The 17,098-nt window shown below is 44.5% G+C and carries 13 protein-coding genes; all 13 read right to left on the bottom strand.

Annotated elements, in window-relative coordinates; translation table 11 throughout:
* Positions 1–670: 670 nt before the first annotated feature.
* A complete protein-coding gene (pyrE, locus tag AB685_RS11890) occupies positions 671–1,303 on the bottom strand; it encodes an orotate phosphoribosyltransferase (RefSeq protein ID WP_047970808.1) in 633 nt (210 codons plus the stop codon).
* Entirely contained in the window at positions 1,300–2,064 is a 765-nt protein-coding gene (gene pyrF / locus AB685_RS11885) for an orotidine-5'-phosphate decarboxylase (protein WP_047970807.1), read from the bottom strand. Before pyrF ends, pyrE begins: the two co-directional genes overlap by 4 nt.
* The gene (locus tag AB685_RS11880; RefSeq protein ID WP_047970806.1) at positions 2,036–2,977 is read right to left on the bottom strand and encodes a dihydroorotate dehydrogenase; all 942 of its coding nucleotides are present in this window, start codon (positions 2,975–2,977) and stop codon (positions 2,036–2,038) included. Before AB685_RS11880 ends, pyrF begins: the two co-directional genes overlap by 29 nt.
* Positions 2,974–3,750, bottom strand: a complete 777-nt coding sequence (locus AB685_RS11875; protein ID WP_047970805.1) for a dihydroorotate dehydrogenase electron transfer subunit — start codon at positions 3,748–3,750, stop codon at positions 2,974–2,976. The genes AB685_RS11880 and AB685_RS11875 overlap by 4 nt, the downstream gene beginning before the upstream one ends.
* Positions 3,750–6,965, bottom strand: coding sequence for a carbamoyl-phosphate synthase large subunit (gene carB / locus AB685_RS11870; protein WP_047970804.1), 3,216 nt, complete (start codon positions 6,963–6,965; stop codon positions 3,750–3,752). Before carB ends, AB685_RS11875 begins: the two co-directional genes overlap by 1 nt.
* On the bottom strand, positions 6,950–8,047 hold the full coding sequence (locus AB685_RS11865) for a carbamoyl phosphate synthase small subunit (RefSeq protein ID WP_047970803.1): 1,098 nt from the start codon (positions 8,045–8,047) through the stop codon (positions 6,950–6,952). Before AB685_RS11865 ends, carB begins: the two co-directional genes overlap by 16 nt.
* Positions 8,044–9,333: a dihydroorotase gene (locus AB685_RS11860; protein WP_047970802.1), complete on the bottom strand. Its 1,290-nt coding sequence runs from the start codon at positions 9,331–9,333 to the stop codon at positions 8,044–8,046. Before AB685_RS11860 ends, AB685_RS11865 begins: the two co-directional genes overlap by 4 nt.
* Positions 9,299–10,225, bottom strand: coding sequence for an aspartate carbamoyltransferase catalytic subunit (locus AB685_RS11855; protein ID WP_047970801.1), 927 nt, complete (start codon positions 10,223–10,225; stop codon positions 9,299–9,301). Before AB685_RS11855 ends, AB685_RS11860 begins: the two co-directional genes overlap by 35 nt.
* A 339-nt stretch (positions 10,226–10,564) precedes the next feature.
* On the bottom strand, positions 10,565–11,884 hold the full coding sequence (locus tag AB685_RS11850; protein WP_047970800.1) for a solute carrier family 23 protein: 1,320 nt from the start codon (positions 11,882–11,884) through the stop codon (positions 10,565–10,567).
* Between the two features lie 153 nt (positions 11,885–12,037).
* Complete coding sequence (gene pyrR, locus AB685_RS11845; protein WP_047970799.1) at positions 12,038–12,580, bottom strand: bifunctional pyr operon transcriptional regulator/uracil phosphoribosyltransferase PyrR; 543 nt, start codon at positions 12,578–12,580, stop codon at positions 12,038–12,040.
* A gap of 216 nt (positions 12,581–12,796) precedes the next feature.
* On the bottom strand, positions 12,797–13,708 hold the full coding sequence (locus AB685_RS11840) for an RluA family pseudouridine synthase (protein ID WP_047970798.1): 912 nt from the start codon (positions 13,706–13,708) through the stop codon (positions 12,797–12,799).
* A complete protein-coding gene (lspA, locus tag AB685_RS11835) occupies positions 13,705–14,172 on the bottom strand; it encodes a signal peptidase II (RefSeq protein ID WP_047970797.1) in 468 nt (155 codons plus the stop codon). The genes AB685_RS11840 and lspA overlap by 4 nt, the downstream gene beginning before the upstream one ends.
* A gap of 138 nt (positions 14,173–14,310) precedes the next feature.
* The gene (ileS, locus tag AB685_RS11830) at positions 14,311–17,079 is read right to left on the bottom strand and encodes an isoleucine--tRNA ligase (protein WP_047970796.1); all 2,769 of its coding nucleotides are present in this window, start codon (positions 17,077–17,079) and stop codon (positions 14,311–14,313) included.
* Positions 17,080–17,098 lie beyond the last annotated feature (19 nt).

The raw sequence follows: 17,098 nt of genomic DNA, 5'->3' as shown, positions 1-17,098 counted from the left end.
CCTTGTACATTTCCCAAACGTTCTCCTACCTTTCAGCTCCAACCTTCTACATCTCCGCCTTTTAGTTGCTCATTTTAAAAATAGGTAACTTTCTAACCCGCTAATGTTCCACCACTCACTAAAGGTTAAATGCAAGCCCTAATCTCCACAATATGCAGCAGCTCCTTCACTCATTGGTAGACTGCACTACCTTTCAAGTTCCATCTCCTACATTTCATCGGAGGTTTCCTACATTTCCCAAGCCACCTTTTACATTTCCCAAACGTCCTCCTACCTTTCAGTTCCAACCTTCTACATCTCCGCCTTTCAGCTACCCATTTTAAAAATAGGTAACTTTCTAACCCGCTGATGTTCCACCACTCACTAAAGGTTAAATGCAAGCTCCAATATCCTCAATATGCAGCAGCTCCTTCACTCATTGGTAGGCTGCACTACTTTTCAAGTTTCATCTCCTTCATTTCAGCGGAGGTTTCCTACATTTCCCAAGCTCCCTTGTACATTTCCCAAACGTTCTCCTACCTTTCAACTCCAACCTTCTACATCTCCGCCTTTTAGCTGCCCATTTTAAAAAACAATCCTCTGCTGCCAATCTGAAATTCCACTCCACAAAAAAATCCCCCAGACCACTAAGGTCCAGGGGGAAAACAAACACATCCATCTAAAACTAAACCTAAAACTCCATCCAAGTCTCACTCGTTGGGTTCTCCAGCCACTTCGATAGTTTCTTGCGATCCCGCTCCCCAATATGAGCCTTCTCAATTGCAACATCCATCAATGTCTTATAATCACAAAGTGCATGCGCTTCAATTTCATAATTGGCCAGGTTATCATTGGCCACTTCCAATCCATATGTAAAGATGGCTACCACACCAAGCACTTCACACCCTGCTTCCCTCAGTGCCTGAACTGCCGCGATAGCACTTCCGCCTGTGGAAATAAGGTCCTCCACTACGACTACCTTCTGCCCAGCTTCCACTCTGCCTTCGATTTGGTTGCCTTTTCCATGCGCTTTCGCTTTGCTTCGCACATAGCACATCGGCAGGTTCAATTCATTGCTGACCAATGCAGCGTGGGGGATTCCCGCTGTCGCAGTGCCAGCTACCACCTGCACATCAGAGAAATTCTCAGCGATTAATCTGGACAACGACTCCGCAATATTCTTTCGGACGCGCGGATAAGAAATGGTCAATCGGTTGTCACAATAGATGGGTGATTTAATTCCCGAAGACCAAGTGAAAGGGTCATTCGGTTGAAAAAATACTGCTTTGATTTCCAATAAGTCTTCTGCTAGTGTTTTGTTCATCCTATCTCCACTCCCTGCCATTGTTGTAATATTGTCTCATACGCCCTCTGAGGATTAGCAGCTTTTGTTATACTGCGACCAACTACAATTTCCGTCGCCCCAAACCTACGAGCTTCCATTGGGGTGACTACACGTTTCTGGTCATCCAAACTATCATCTTTCATTCTGATGCCTGGTGTCACTTTTTTAAATTCCGCTCCAAAAGCATCCCTCAGCATGGACGCTTCCAATGAAGAGCACACCACGCCATCCAGGTCGCATTCAAACGCATTGCTAGCATAGTGAAGCACTACATCATCAAGCTTACCATCAATCATGAGGTCCTTTCTCATCCGCTCTTCGGACATACTAGTCAGCTGGGTAACAGCAATCAGGCTAGGGCCACCGACACGACAGCTACCACCGGAGCCTCCAATACCATTCAAACCGCTTCCTACTACCGAAGCCCCCTCCAGCAACCCTTCCAATCCAGCTTTCATCATTTCCTTACCGCCGGCAGCATGGAGATTGGTCATCTTCACACCTAATTTCCCAAGACCCTTCATAGCCTTGTAAACGGTATGAGGAATATCGTGCAGCTTCAAATCGAGGAATACGTCATGACCTTCTGCGATTAAGGATTCCACTATTCGTGGTCCCTCCTGGTAAAATAGCTCCATTCCGACTTTCACATATAACTTTTCAGCTCCGAAGTGCCTAAGAAACCCCGAAACTTCCACTCTCCCCGGAAAATCAAGAGCGACTATAAGCGATTTTTGCATGCTGCTTCCAGCTCCTTCCGATACACTCTGAAATATGCTCAAATCCTAGTTCATGCATTTTAAAAGGAAGTTCTTCGATGATGGTCGGGCAAACAAAAGGATCTACAAAGTTTGCGGTCCCCACCGCGACTGCACTTGCTCCTGCAAAAAAGTATTCCAGAACATCTTCAGCAGTCTGGACTCCTCCCATGCCGATGATAGGAATGGAAACCTTCTGGCTGACTTCATGGATCATGCGGATGGCAACTGGCTTAATAGCCGGTCCCGACAATCCACCTGTACCATTCGCCAATACCGGACGCCCTGTTTTCAGATCGATTCTCATTCCGAGCAATGTATTGATCATCGTCAATCCATCTGCTCCTGCCTTCTCAATCGCTACTGCAATCTCTGCAATGTTTGCAACGTTTGGAGATAGTTTAACGTACACCGGAACCTCTGAAACTTCCTTTACTGCCTTTGTAACCTCAAAAGCTACTGCAGGATCTGTTCCAAACGCGATTCCCCCGGTTTTTACGTTCGGACAGGAAATGTTCAATTCTAGTGCGTGAACATTCGGAGCCATAGATATTTCTTTCGCAACCTTCACATAGTCCTCAATAAGGGAACCAGCTACATTTGCAATAATGGGAACATCGTAGTTTGCCAAGAAAGGCAACTCCTCAGACAGAACCCTATCCAATCCTGGATTTTGCAGGCCGATTGCGTTAAGCATGCCAGCGTTTGTTTCGGCTACTCTTGGAGTTGGATTGCCGAATCTAGGCTCTGCAGTGGTGGCTTTGATCATGATTGCTCCCAAAACATTCAAATCGTAAAGCTTCGAATACTCTCTCCCGAAGCCGAAGCACCCTGATGCAGGCATAATCGGGTTTTTCAAATCAAGTCCTGGCAGTTTTACAGCTAAGCAACTCATAGTACAACCTCCCCTGCTCGGAATACCGGTCCGTCTGTACAAACCTTTTTATAGGAATGTCCCTCCGGATCGTTTTGAAGATGACATACACAGGCAAAGCAAGCCCCGATGCCACAGCCCATCCGCTCTTCAAGCGAGAGATAGACGTTTTCATGTGGATATAGGTTTTCAAGTGCTCCGAGCATCGGTGTTGGCCCACAGGCAAATAGCGTTTGAAAATTGGGTTGTATCTCATCCAGAATATTTGTCACAAACCCTTCAGTTCCGTATGTTCCGTCGACCGTTGCTACATAGGTGTCACCAAAGTAGGCAAATTCATTTTTGTAAAAGACATCCTCTTTCGATTGAAAGCCTAAAACGTGAGTGGTGCTAACTCCCTTTCGATGCAGTTGCTTGGTCAACTCAAGTAGAGGTGGGACACCAATTCCTCCACCTACAATAAGCGCATGATTTCCACGCTGTAACTCATCTACCGAGAAGCCATTTCCTAGTGGTCCCAACACATCCAATTTTTCTCCGGCCAGTTTCTCAGCCAAAAGCATTGTCCCTTTCCCCTCAGCTCTGTATGTGATCTTGCATTGTCTCTTTTCTTTATTAATACAAGAGATACTGATCGGACGCCTTAACAGAGTATCGAACCCTTCTGTTACGCGGATATGAACAAACTGACCCGGGGAACTCATCAGGTCGACGAGTTCTCCTTCAAGGGTCATTTCATAAATGTTCCGTGCTATGTTAGCTTGAGAGGTGATGGTCATCCAAGCTTTTTTCATTAGCTGTACACCGCCTCTTGCTCTTTGCTTTCCAAAGTTTCAATAGATTCAATGGAGAATGTCATTGATTCAAGTACTCGCAAAATCGCTTTTGCCGTATCTAGCGATGTCAAGCAAGGGATTCCGTTTTCCACAGATTCGCGTCTGATTCTGAATCCGTCCCGTGCCGGCTGCTTCCCTTTGGTCAGCGTGTTGATGACAAATTGTGCTTGCCCTTTTCTGATAACATCAATAAGGTTTGGTGATTCTCCCCCTATTTTGTTCACTACCGTTACAGGGATGTCCGATTTTCCGAAGAACTCAGCGGTTCCGGCTGTTGCCAGAAGCTTGTAGCCAATTCTGTGAAATCTTTTGGCGAGCTGTAGTGCTTCTTCCTTGTCCTTATCGGCTATGGTGAAGAGGACGGAACCGTAAGTTTTGATGGAAATCCCAGATGCCACCAGCCCTTTGTATAGAGCTTTTTCGAGCGTTATATCTTTTCCCATCACTTCCCCAGTTGATTTCATCTCAGGCCCGAGCGTGATGTCGACATTCCGTAATTTTGCAAAAGAGAACACTGGCACCTTTACAAAAACTCCTTTTGTTTCCGGTTGAAGTCCGGATTCATAGCCTTGTGATTCCAGGCTATCACCAAGGATGATTTTTGTTGCCACTTTTGCCATTGGGACATGTGTGATTTTACTTAGGAATGGTACGGTGCGACTTGATCTCGGGTTGACTTCTATTACATAGACCTCCTCTTTGTAGATGACAAATTGGATGTTCAGTAGTCCGATAATGTTCAAGCCCTGTGCCAATCGTGTAGTGTAATCGATGATCTGCTCTTTAATTTCTGCACTCAATGTTTGTGGCGGATAAACGGCGATCGAGTCACCGGAATGGACTCCCGCACGTTCGATGTGTTCCATGATGCCCGGGATGAAAACGTCTTTCCCATCCGATATGGCATCTACTTCTATTTCTTTTCCTGTCATGTATTTATCAATCAAAACTGGATGTTCAGGATTGATTTTCACGGCATTTTTCATGTAATGTAGTAGTTCTTCTGATTTATAGACAATTTCCATTGCACGCCCGCCAAGTACATAGGATGGACGGACAAGCACTGGGTATCCGATCCTTTCGGCAATCTCAATTGCTTCCGGGATGGAGATGGCAGTTTTTCCATTTGGTTGTGGAATGTCTAGGTTATTCAACGTCTGTTCGAATTTATCTCGGTTCTCAGCACGATCCAGGTCTTCTAATGTGGTCCCAAGAATCTTTACCCCTCTTGCTTCTAGTTCCGCTGCCAGATTTATCGCTGTTTGTCCACCAAATTGAACCACTACCCCTTTCGGCTTTTCCAGGTTGATGATATTCATGACATCTTCAATCGTTAACGGTTCAAAATAAAGCTTGTCAGAAATACTGAAGTCCGTTGATACGGTTTCCGGATTGTTATTGATGATGATTGCTTCATAGCCTGCTTCCTTGATCGCCCAGACGGAGTGGACCGTTGCATAGTCGAATTCCACACCCTGACCGATACGGATTGGACCGGATCCCAGTACGACGATGCTTTCTTTTTCGGTAACTTCGGATTCATTTTCGTCTTCATACGTTCCATAGTAGTAAGGTGTACTGGATTCAAACTCTGCTGCACATGTGTCTACCATTTTATAAACTGGTGCGATGTTTTCCTGAAGACGAAGCTCATAGATGTCTCTTTCCGTTGTGGACCATAGTTTGGCGATCGTCTCATCACTGAAGCCCATTTTTTTAGCTTCTATTAGAGTGGAAAGGCAACCCTTGTTGCTGGTAATGAACTCTTCCTTCGCCAAAATCTTATGCAACTTCTGCAAGAAGAACAGATCAATCTCGCACCATTCATGGATGGTCTGAATGGTTACGCCTCTTCTCATCGCTTCAGCAATGTAGAACAACCTTTCGTCGCCAGCTTTTCTGATGCGTTTTTCGACAAGTTCATCAGAAAATCCTTCGCTGGCTTCAAGCTCGAGGTAGGAGATATTCGATTCCAAAGAACGGACCGCTTTGAGAAGTGATTCCTCAAACGTTCTTCCAATCGCCATTACTTCCCCTGTCGCCTTCATTTGCGTTCCGAGACGGCGATTAGCTGATTCAAATTTATCAAATGGGAATCTTGGAATTTTGGTTACGATATAATCAAGTGCAGGCTCGAAGCATGCATAAGTCTTTCCTGTTACCGGGTTCATCATTTCATCCAGCGTCAATCCTACTGCGATTTTTGCAGCGAGCTTAGCAATCGGATAGCCTGTAGCTTTCGATGCAAGAGCAGATGAGCGACTTACCCTTGGGTTCACTTCAATGATGTAATAGTTGAAGCTGTGTGGGTCAAGTGCAAGCTGTACGTTACATCCGCCTTCAATTTCCAAGGCGCGGATGATTTTCAGGGATACATTTCGCAAAAGTTGGTACTCCCTGTCACTTAGCGTCTGACTTGGTGCAACCACAATGGAATCACCTGTGTGTATTCCGACTGGGTCAATATTTTCCATGTTACAAACTACAATGGCATTGTCATTGCAGTCGCGCATCACTTCGTATTCAATTTCCTTGAATCCGGCAATGCTTTTTTCCAGTAAACATTGCGTCACAGGACTATTTTTTAATCCGCTTGTAACAATCTCATCCAATTCTTCTTTGTCGGAACAAATCCCTCCGCCAGTTCCTCCAAGTGTGTAGGCTGGTCTGACAATGACCGGGTAACCTACCCTATCCACAAATCGGTAAGCTTCTTCGAGATTCGTGATGATATCACTATCCGGTACCGGCTCGCCAAGCTCATTCATCAGGGTTCGGAACAGGTCGCGGTCCTCCGCTTTCTGAATGGCTGAGAGCTTCGTGCCAAGTATCTGTACGTTACATTCTTCAAGGACACCAGCTTCGGCCAATTCTACTGCGAGGTTCAATCCTGTCTGTCCACCAAGTGTAGGAAGGATGGCATCCGGGCGTTCCTTGCGAATGATTCTGCTCACAAACTCCACCGTCAATGGCTCCATGTACACTTTGTCCGCCATTTCCTGATCAGTCATGATGGTAGCAGGATTGGAGTTCACCAAGATGACGCGATAGCCTTCTTCTCTTAAAGCGATACAAGCCTGTGTTCCTGCATAGTCAAACTCAGCAGCCTGCCCGATGATAATCGGCCCTGACCCTATTACTAAAATGGATTGAATGTCTAGACGTTTTGGCATACTAGCTCCCCCTTTTTCGCTTCCTTGATAAGTTCCATGAATTGATCAAACAAGTAGTTAGCATCCTCTGGTCCCGGGCTTGCCTCCGGATGATATTGGACAGTGAATACTGGATAATCTTTATGTTTGACACCTTCTACCGTGCCGTCATTTAATGCGATATGTGTTACTTCAAGTCTTGTTTCCAACAGGGATTCCTCTGTTACTGTGTACCCGTGATTCTGTGAAGTCATAGCCACTTTTCCAGTGCTTAAATCTTTTACCGGATGGTTGGAACCTCTATGACCGAATTTCATCTTTTCCGTATTCGCTCCGCATGCAAGTGCGAAAAGTTGATGACCAAGGCAGATACCGAAAACAGGAACCTTTCCAAGTAGTCCTTGAATAGTCGTAATTGCTTCCGGAACGTCTTTCGGATCTCCAGGTCCGTTGGAAAGCATCACACCATCCGGACTGAGCTGCATGATTTCCTCTGCTGTAACGTTGTATGGTACCACTACCACGTCGCAGCCCCGTTTGTTTAATTCCCGTAGAATACCATGCTTCATCCCATAATCAACGAGTACCACTCTGTAGCCACGCCCCGGACTAGGATAAGCAGTTTTGGTAGAAACCTGATGTACCTGATTGGTAGCCAATGTAGTGGATCTCAACTGTTCAACCACTTCTTCACGGTCTACATCAAGTCCGCATAAAGCCCCTTTTAACGTCCCATGCTGACGAATGATTCGTGTCAGTTTTCTAGTATCAATTCCTGCAATCCCAGGAATGTCCTTTGCTTTGAAAAACTCGTCCAGTGTCCATTGATTACGGAAGTTCGATGGATAGTCACTTACCTCTTTTACAATAAAACCATGAATTGCTGGATGGATGGATTCAAAGTCATCCCTGTTCACTCCATAATTTCCGACAAGCGGATAGGTTAATGTTACAAGCTGACCGCAGTAGGATGGATCTGATAGAATTTCCTGATAGCCTGTCATACCAGTATTAAAAACCACTTCGCCAATAGAGTCCTTTAAGCTGCCAAACGCCTTTCCTACAAAGAAAGTGCCGTCTTCTAAAATTAGTTGTCGATTCATACTTGAACACTACCTTTCTGCCAAACTAGTTTTCCGTCTACCATTGTCATTACCGGCCATCCTTTGCATTCCCAGCCTGCAAAAGGTGTATTTTTCCCTTTTGATAAGAAACTTTCTGGGTTAATGGTTGATAAGTTGTTTGTATCTATTATCGTAAGATCAGCAGGAGCGCCTTCTTCAAGCTTTCCATACCTCAGTTTGAACACATCTGCCGGATTTGCAGTCAGCCAATCTACCAGTTGCTTCAGCGTGAATTTCCCTGTCTCCACGAAGTTTGTGTAGAGCAATGGAAAGGCTGTTTCCAAACCTACAATTCCGAATGGCGCTTTTTCCATTCCTTCCGCTTTGTCCTCCGCAGTATGCGGAGCATGATCAGTTGCGATGAAATCGATGGTACCGTCAAGCAGCCCTTCAATTAAAGAGTCTTGATCCGCTTTCCCTCTTAGTGGAGGGTTCATTTTGAAATTTGGATCCAGACCAGGGATATCCTCTTCACAAAGAAGCAGATGGTGCGGGCTTACTTCCGCCGTTACTCTGATACCAGCTCGTTTCGCATCTCTTACCACCCTGACGGATTCCTTCGTACTAATATGGCATACGTGGTAATGGCACTCTGCAGCCTCTGCAAGTAGAATGTCACGTGCAATATGAACGGACTCACATACAGAAGGAATACCGTTCAGGCCATTTTCCTTGGAAAACTTCCCTTCATGCACAGCCCCTTTATTGATAAGCGTATTTTCTTCACAATGGGCAACGATGGCCATATCTAAAGACGCCGCTTTTTTCATCGCTTCCAGCATTTTCGAAGCATCTTGCACTCCCACTCCATCGTCAGTAAAAGCAAATGCTCCCGCTTCTTTTAATTCAGCAAAATTGGTAAGCTCCTGCCCAAGCTGTCTTGTCGTTATACACGCATATGGAAGGACACGGACGCTTGCTGTTTCTTCGATTCTATTATTCAACCACTCTAGTTGTTCTTTCGTATCAGGTGTCGGCCTTGTGTTCGGCATTGCGCAGATGGTCGTGAATCCGCCCTTTGCAGCTGCTTTCGTTCCTGTTTCTATCGTTTCTTTCTTTTCTCCGCCTGGTTCTCTCAAGTGGACATGTACATCAATGAAACCAGCAGATACAAGGTTACCATCAAGGTCTATAACTTCTTCCGTTCCATTCTGTTCAATGTTGGAGGCGATGCTCGCTATGGTTTTACCTTCAATCAGGATATCCACCTTTTCCATTTCACCTTCAGAATTAAGCCATTTCCCATTCTTTAATAATGTTTTCATGCTCATTTCCTCCTTCATTGTTTGTCAGTGCTCTTTTCAGTACAGCCATTCTCATGTATAAACCGTTTTCCATCTGTTTGAAGATCCTTGATCGCTCACATTCCACAAGCTCTGAAGCTATTTCCACGCCGCGGTTGATTGGTGCCGGATGCATAATGATGCTTTTAGGCTTCATTTCTTTTTCTCTTTGGATTGTCATACCATATTCTTGGTGGTAGTCATCCAATCCCGCTTTACCTGTGTGATGTCTCTCATGCTGAATTCTCAGCAGCATCACTACATCACTTGTTTTGATTGCCTCATCCATTGTGATGTACGCATTTTCGGGATAACTATCATCCTTCCATTCATCTGGTGCGACAAACTTCACGTCAGCACCTAATCGATGCAGGACTTCCGCATTGGATCGGGCAACCCTGCTATGGCGGATATCTCCGATAATCGTTATTTTCAGATCAGCGAACTTTCGGAATTCCTGATAGATTGTCATCATATCCAATAAGGACTGTGTAGGATGATTTCCACACCCATCTCCTCCGTTGATTATCACAGTCTTTACATTATGTAGCTGGTTGAAATATTCCTCTTCTGGGTGACGGATGACAAGTGCGCTAACACCAAGGGATTGAAGGGTTTTCGCCGTATCATACAAGCTTTCGCCCTTATTGACACTAGATGTACTGACTTCAAATGGAAGCACATGGAGTCCTAGTCGCCTTTCTGCTACCTCAAAACTGCATTTTGTTCTTGTGCTTGATTCATAAAATAGGTTGGCTACAAAGGTGGGGGTTTCAGGTGTCCATTGCTTTCCTTGCTGAAACTCCATCGCTTCTTCTATTAGTCCCATGATTTCTTCGTTCATCAAATCATTCATTGTCCGTAAGTGTCTCATTTCCATCCCTCCCATTTTTATTGAAAAAATCCTCTTAGATTTTAGATGTCTTAGCTGGTGATTGGAGCACAGGGCGTAGACTCCTACGGGAGCTAGCGCTTAGTGGAGACCCCGCAGGCTTGCCGAGGAGGCTCCGCAAGCGCCCCGTGGAAAGCGAAGCCCGGTGCGGAAATCAACAGCGGTGTTACATAGAACCAATAAAAAACACCCTGTCCAAACGCTTGGAAGGGTGTTTTGCTCATACTCAGATAAACAAGAGGATAATTCTGCAGAATCTTCCTTGTTCACTAAGTTTTCGCCTTGCACCCTTCTCAGCCTCTCTGGACTTTTCTTAAAAGGTTAAGCTACAGTATTTTGTTCTTCTTCAAAAACATCCTGATCTGTTTCTACTGGTTCTCTTCCAGGTAATAGCAGGTTAAGGAAAATTCCGATGACCGTAGCCAATGCCATTCCGGCAATCTGTACGTCAAACACCTTAATGAACGCTCCTCCTACACCAATTACCAAAATGACAGAAGCAATGATCAGATTCCTTTTCACACTGAAATCCACTTTATTATCAATTAATGTTCTTAGCCCACTTGATGCGATGATTCCAAAGAGCAAGATGGATACACCACCCATTACCGCACTAGGAACAGTACTGATTAGTGCTGATATTTTACCGACAAATCCGAACAGGATTGCCAGTACCGCTGCTCCCCCTACTACAAATACACTGAATACTCTCGTGATTGCAAGAACCCCAATGTTTTCCCCATAAGTCGTGTTAGGTGGCCCTCCAATTAAGGAGGCAATCATAGTTGCCACTCCATCGCCTAAAATCGAGCGGTGAAGTCCAGGCTTTTTAACAAAGTTTTTCCCTACAATTTTACTAATGACCATCTGATCTCCAATATGCTCCGCAATGGTTACGATTGCTATCGGAACCATAATTGCGATGATTGAGACCGTAACCATCGGTGAATAATCCACGAATGGTACAATAAAATCTGGTGCTTCAATCCACTTCGCTAAACTTACAGGTGTTAAATTAATCAATCCAGCAAAGTAAGCAGTGGTGTACCCACCTATAATACCTATCAATATCGGAATAATTCCGAAGATCCCTCTTAGGAAAATCGCACTTATTATTGTAATTGCCAGTGTCGTCAATGCCACCATCAGATGCTTCATACTATAGATCAATTCGGCTTCTGGCGCCCCAGGATTTTCATACATGGCCATATCCACTGCCACCCCGGCCAAACCTAGACCGATAACGATTATAACGGGCCCTACCACCACCGGAGGCAATATGGTTAGAATCCATTTATGCCCGAGTTGTTTAATCAGTAATGCGATAACCCCATAAACCATACCTGCCATGAATCCTCCTACCATCGCTCCACCTGGACCTGCCAGTTCTGATGCTGCGATAATCGGGACGATGAATGCAAAGGATGAACCAAGGTAGGCTGGTATTTGTCCTTTCGTGATGAAAATATATGCTAGTGTACCTAAGCCACTAGAAATCAATGCAACCGCTGGGTTCAAGCCTACTAATGCAGGTACTAATATCGTTGCGCCGAACATGGCGAATAAATGCTGTATGCTGAAAATAAGCCATTTTGATTTACTTGGTACTTCATTTACATCTAAAACCGGTTTCTCTCTCATTTGTCTTTGACCTCCCATTTTTCGCATAAAAAAACTCTTTACGCAGCCTATATGGCGCAAAGAGGCAGAGAGGTCCTTGAAATTCCGCCTGCAGCGGATCAGAACCAATTTACCCCTTTGCCGCCTCACGGGACCGCATTTAAAAGGGTCTATTTATTTTTCATGTATGCTTACTTGATCGTTATTATCTATCTCGGATAGTTCCACCACTATTTTTTCCGTACTTGCTGTGGGAATATTTTTACCTACAAAATCTGCTCTGATCGGAAGTTCCCTGTGTCCTCTGTCTACAAGAACGGCAAGCTGGATTTGTGCCGGTCTCCCAAAATCCATCAGGGCATCCATTCCAGCTCTTACTGTTCTGCCTGTGAACAGGACATCATCTACCAGAATAACTTTTTTATTGTTAATGTCCACCGGTATGTCAGAACCTTTTACAAGCGGTTCTTTATCGGATGTTTTTGTTGTAAGGTCGTCCCTGTAAAGGGTTATATCCAATTCCCCTACCGGTATGTCCTTTTCTTCTATCTGATTGATACGTTCAGCAAGCCGTTTGGCCAAGTGGATCCCTCTTGTTTTAATCCCAACAAGTACGGAGTCCTCCACTCCTTTATTGCGTTCGATGATTTCATGCGCAATGCGTGTCAAAGCTCTTCTTATTGCCTGCTCATCTAAAATCAAAGCCTTTTCCGCCATTGTTCCTTCACCTCATTCTTTCTTTTTACCAATTAACAGTAACGCGAAACAAAAAACCTCCCACCGTATGATGAGAGGTTTTGTACATGAAAATAGAGGGGCGGCTATAGATATAGCTTCTCCATTCGCATATGCCGTTACCTTCTCAGCCTCACGGGACTGTCATTTAAAGGTCTTATTCAACTGTCATGATTATCTCAAAATAACATTGGGCTGTCAATGATTTTTTAAATGTTTTAGTACACGCTCAAATTCTGGTGGATTAGGAGCCTGGAATTCCATGTATTCTTCCGTGCGTGGGTGAACAAACCCAAGGATACCTGCATGAAGAGCCTGACCCTCTATATCTAATGATTTTTTCGGACCATATTTCGGGTCACCTGCCAAAGGATATCCGATATATTTCATGTGTACACGGATCTGATGAGTACGGCCGGTTTCAAGCTGGCACTCAATATGTGTAAAGTCTTTGAAACGCTCAATCACTCGGAAGTGCGTTACAGCGTTTCTGCTGTTATCATCCGTCACCGTCATCGCCTGTCGGTCTTTCTTATCACGACCGATTGGAGCATCTACAGTCCCTACATCATGAGAAATGACACCATGGACGATTGCCTGGTACTTCCTTGTAACCGTTTTTGCGACCAGCTGGTTTACTAGCTTTTCGTGTGCAAAATCATTTTTCGCAACCATTAATAACCCAGATGTATCCTTATCTATTCGGTGGACAATTCCTGGTCTTAATACACCGTTTATTCCGGAGAGATCATTGCAATGCGCCATTAGTCCGTTTACAAGTGTACCTGTTGCATGACCAGCTGCAGGGTGTACAACCATACCTCTAGGCTTATTAACGACAATTACATCTGCATCTTCGTAGTAGATCTCAAGATTCATCTCTTCTGGTACAACATCCAAAGCCTCCGGTTCCGGAATGGTAACGGAAATGTCATCCCCAACACTGCATTTATAATTCGGTTTGGTTTTTTCTCCGTTTACAAGCACTTGCCCCTCTTTGATCCATTGCTGGACCTGGGAGCGGGACCACTCATTTTGAGTGGATAGCACCTTGTCGATACGGTCGTTTTTCTGTGATTCATTAATCTGAATCGTTATTGTTTCTGTCATTTTTTTGATAACTCCTTCTCTTTCTTGCCCTCAAGTATCGTTAAGACTAATATTATCCCAACGCCTATCACTAATGCAGAATCCGCCACATTAAATATAGGGAAATCATAGGTGAATATAAACGTATTGATGAAGTCAATTACTTCTTGATGTAATAAGCGATCAATAAAGTTACCGATAGCTCCACCAAGCATCAGGCTTAATGCAAGCTTCATCCACGGCTGATCTTTAGGCAGCTTCTGCAAGTAAATTATCAGTCCAATTACTACACCTACTGTAATAATATAAAAAAAGTACATCTGGCCTTCTAATATCCCCCAGGCAGCTCCACGATTGCGATGGGAAGATAAGTATAAAAAGTTATGTATGATTGGAATGCTTTCTCCAAGTTCCATGTATCTTACTACTAACCATTTTGTTAGTTGATCGACAATGATAATTACAAGTGCAATAAGATAATACATCTTGACAAGTACCCCCAGCTTTTTATATGTACTTTTGAATTATAGCAAATAGAGGGTAGTAAATAAAGCTGAACTATTATTACAACAAAATAATAGAACCTGCGCCAACAATTGTCAGCGCAGGTTCTTTCTCAAGTATTAAGCACTATAGTTCTCTTTTACAACAGAAGCACATCGTACACATAGTGTCGGATGGTCAGCATCTTCTCCAACTGTTGGCGTTACAACCCAACAACGGTCACATGTTTCGCCTTCAGCCGGAGTTACGGAAATTGCTAAGCCTTCAAACTGCTGTGCATTCTCAGGAGCTTCTTCCTTCACGCCTGCCACTTCCATTCCGGAAACGATAAACAATTGTTGAACATTTTCCTCGATGGAATCAAGCAATGCTTTTGTTTCTGCATTCGGATACAATGTGATCTTTGCAGCAAGGGATTTACCGATCACTTTTTCGTTACGGGCAATCTCCAACGCCTTCAGCACATCGTCACGCAATGACATGAATTTATCCCATTTTTCTTCGATTGCATCTGAATTATCAACAGACAACACATCCGGCATATCCACCAGTTGCGCACTTTCCTCTTCTACAAACTCGATGTGGGACCATACTTCGTCTGTTGTATGAGGAAGGATTGGTGTCACAAGCTTTGTGAGAGCTAGCAATGTCTCATAAAGAACTGTCTGAATTGCACGGCGGTCATGCTGATTTTTTCCTTCGATATAAAGGATATCCTTTGCAAAGTCCAGATAGAAAGAGCTCAATTCAATCGTGCAGAAGTTATGAACCGCATGGTAGATACCTGCAAATTCATAGTCCTCATAGGATTTCTTCACCTTCGTGATAAGGTTGTTCAGCTTCACCATCATATAACGGTCCACTTCACGTAAATCTTTTACCTCTACCGCATTTACTGTCGGATCGAAGTCGGCAAGGTTTCCAAGAAGGAATCGGAACGTGTTACGGATTTTACGGTACACCTCTGCAACCTGCTTCAGGATGTTATCGGAAACACGCACATCTGATTGGTAATCTACGGATGCAACCCATAAACGAAGGATGTCAGCCCCAAGCTGGTTCATCACTTTAGAAGGAAGAACCACGTTTCCAAGGGACTTACTCATCTTGCGTCCATCACCATCGAGAGCGAATCCGTGACTCAAGATCCCTTTGTAAGGGGCTTTTCCAGTTACTGCGACACTTGTTGTCAGTGAAGAGTTGAACCATCCACGGTATTGGTCGGAACCTTCCAGGTAAAGGTCTGCAGGACGCTGCAGGTCATCTCTCTCTTCCAGAACGGATTGGTGAGAGGAGCCGGAATCAAACCACACATCCATGATGTCCATCTCTTTGAAGAAGGTGCCATTTGGGCTACCTTCATGAGTAAAGCCTTCCGGAAGCAGATCTTTCGCTTCTTTTTCAAACCAGATGTTGGAGCCTTGCTCTCTGAATAATGCAGATACATGGTCGATGGTTTCATCTGTGATGATTTCCTGGCCGTTTTCTGCGTAGAACACTGGAATTGGAACACCCCACGCACGCTGACGGGAGATACACCAGTCGCCACGGTCACGGACCATGTTGAAAAGACGAGTCTCACCCCATGCCGGTACCCATTTTGTTTCTGCAACCGCTTCTAGCAGTTGATCTCTGATTTTATCGATGGATGCAAACCATTGTGCTGTTGCACGGAAAATGGTCGGCTTTTTCGTACGCCAGTCATGTGGATAGGAGTGCTTGATGAAGTTCAATTTCAGAAGTGCTCCAGCTTCTTGTAGCTTTTCTGTGATCGGCTTGTTGGCTTCATCATAGAACATGCCTTCAAAACCTGGTGCTTCCTCTGTCATATTACCTTTCGCATCAACCGGGCAAAGTACATCCAAACCATATTTTTTTCCGATGATAAAGTCATCTTCCCCGTGACCAGGAGCGGTGTGTACACAACCTGTTCCTGCATCTGTCGTTACGTGGTCGCCAAGCATAACCAATGAAGTACGGTCGTATAATGGGTGTTTTGCTACTACATGTTCAAGCTCTGCACCTTTTAGTGTTTTTACCACTTTCGCATCTTCCCACTCAAGTGTGCCCGATACTGTTTCTAGAAGCTCTGCAGCGATGATGAACTTGTCTCCGTCCACTTCCACTACACTGTAATCTAGGTCCGCATGGACGGCGATCCCAAGGTTTGCAGGAATTGTCCACGGTGTTGTTGTCCAGATGATGAAACGTTCAGAACCTTCCAATACTCCTTTCCCATCTTCCACTTTGAAAGCTACATAGATGGAAGGAGAGCGTTTATCCTGGTATTCGATTTCCGCTTCAGCAAGTGCAGACTCACTGGACGGGGACCAGTAAACCGGTTTCAGTCCTTTGTAAATAAGTCCTTTTTTCGCCATGTCTCCGAATACTTTGATTTGTTGGGCTTCGTATTCCGGTTTTAAGGTGATATATGGATTGAACCAGTCACCACGAACACCTAGTCGCATGAATTGTTCGCGTTGGCGGTCAACTTGATCATATGCGTACTCTTCACATAATTTACGGAAGTCTGCCACTGACATTTCTTTGCGTTTCACTTTTTTGTTTTTTGTTAATGCCGTTTCAATTGGCAGGCCATGAGTATCCCAGCCTGGAACATATGGAGCATGATAGCCACTCATGGATTTGTAGCGAACGATAAAATCCTTTAATACTTTATTTAATGCGTGCCCCATATGGATGTCTCCGTTTGCATATGGAGGTCCATCGTGCAGCACGTACATCGGACGGTCTTTTGTGCGTTCTTGCACCTTTTTGTAGATGTCCATTTCATCCCATTTTTGTTGTAGTTGCGGTTCACGATTTGGTAGGTTTCCGCGCATAGGGAATTCCGTTTTTGGCATTAATAAGGTATCTTTGTATTCCATGGTATTTCCTCCAACTTTC

This window comes from Bacillus sp. LL01 (assembly GCF_001037965.1).
Note: the sequence above shows the minus strand (reverse complement) of the source record. Positions and strands in the feature narration are given on the sequence as shown.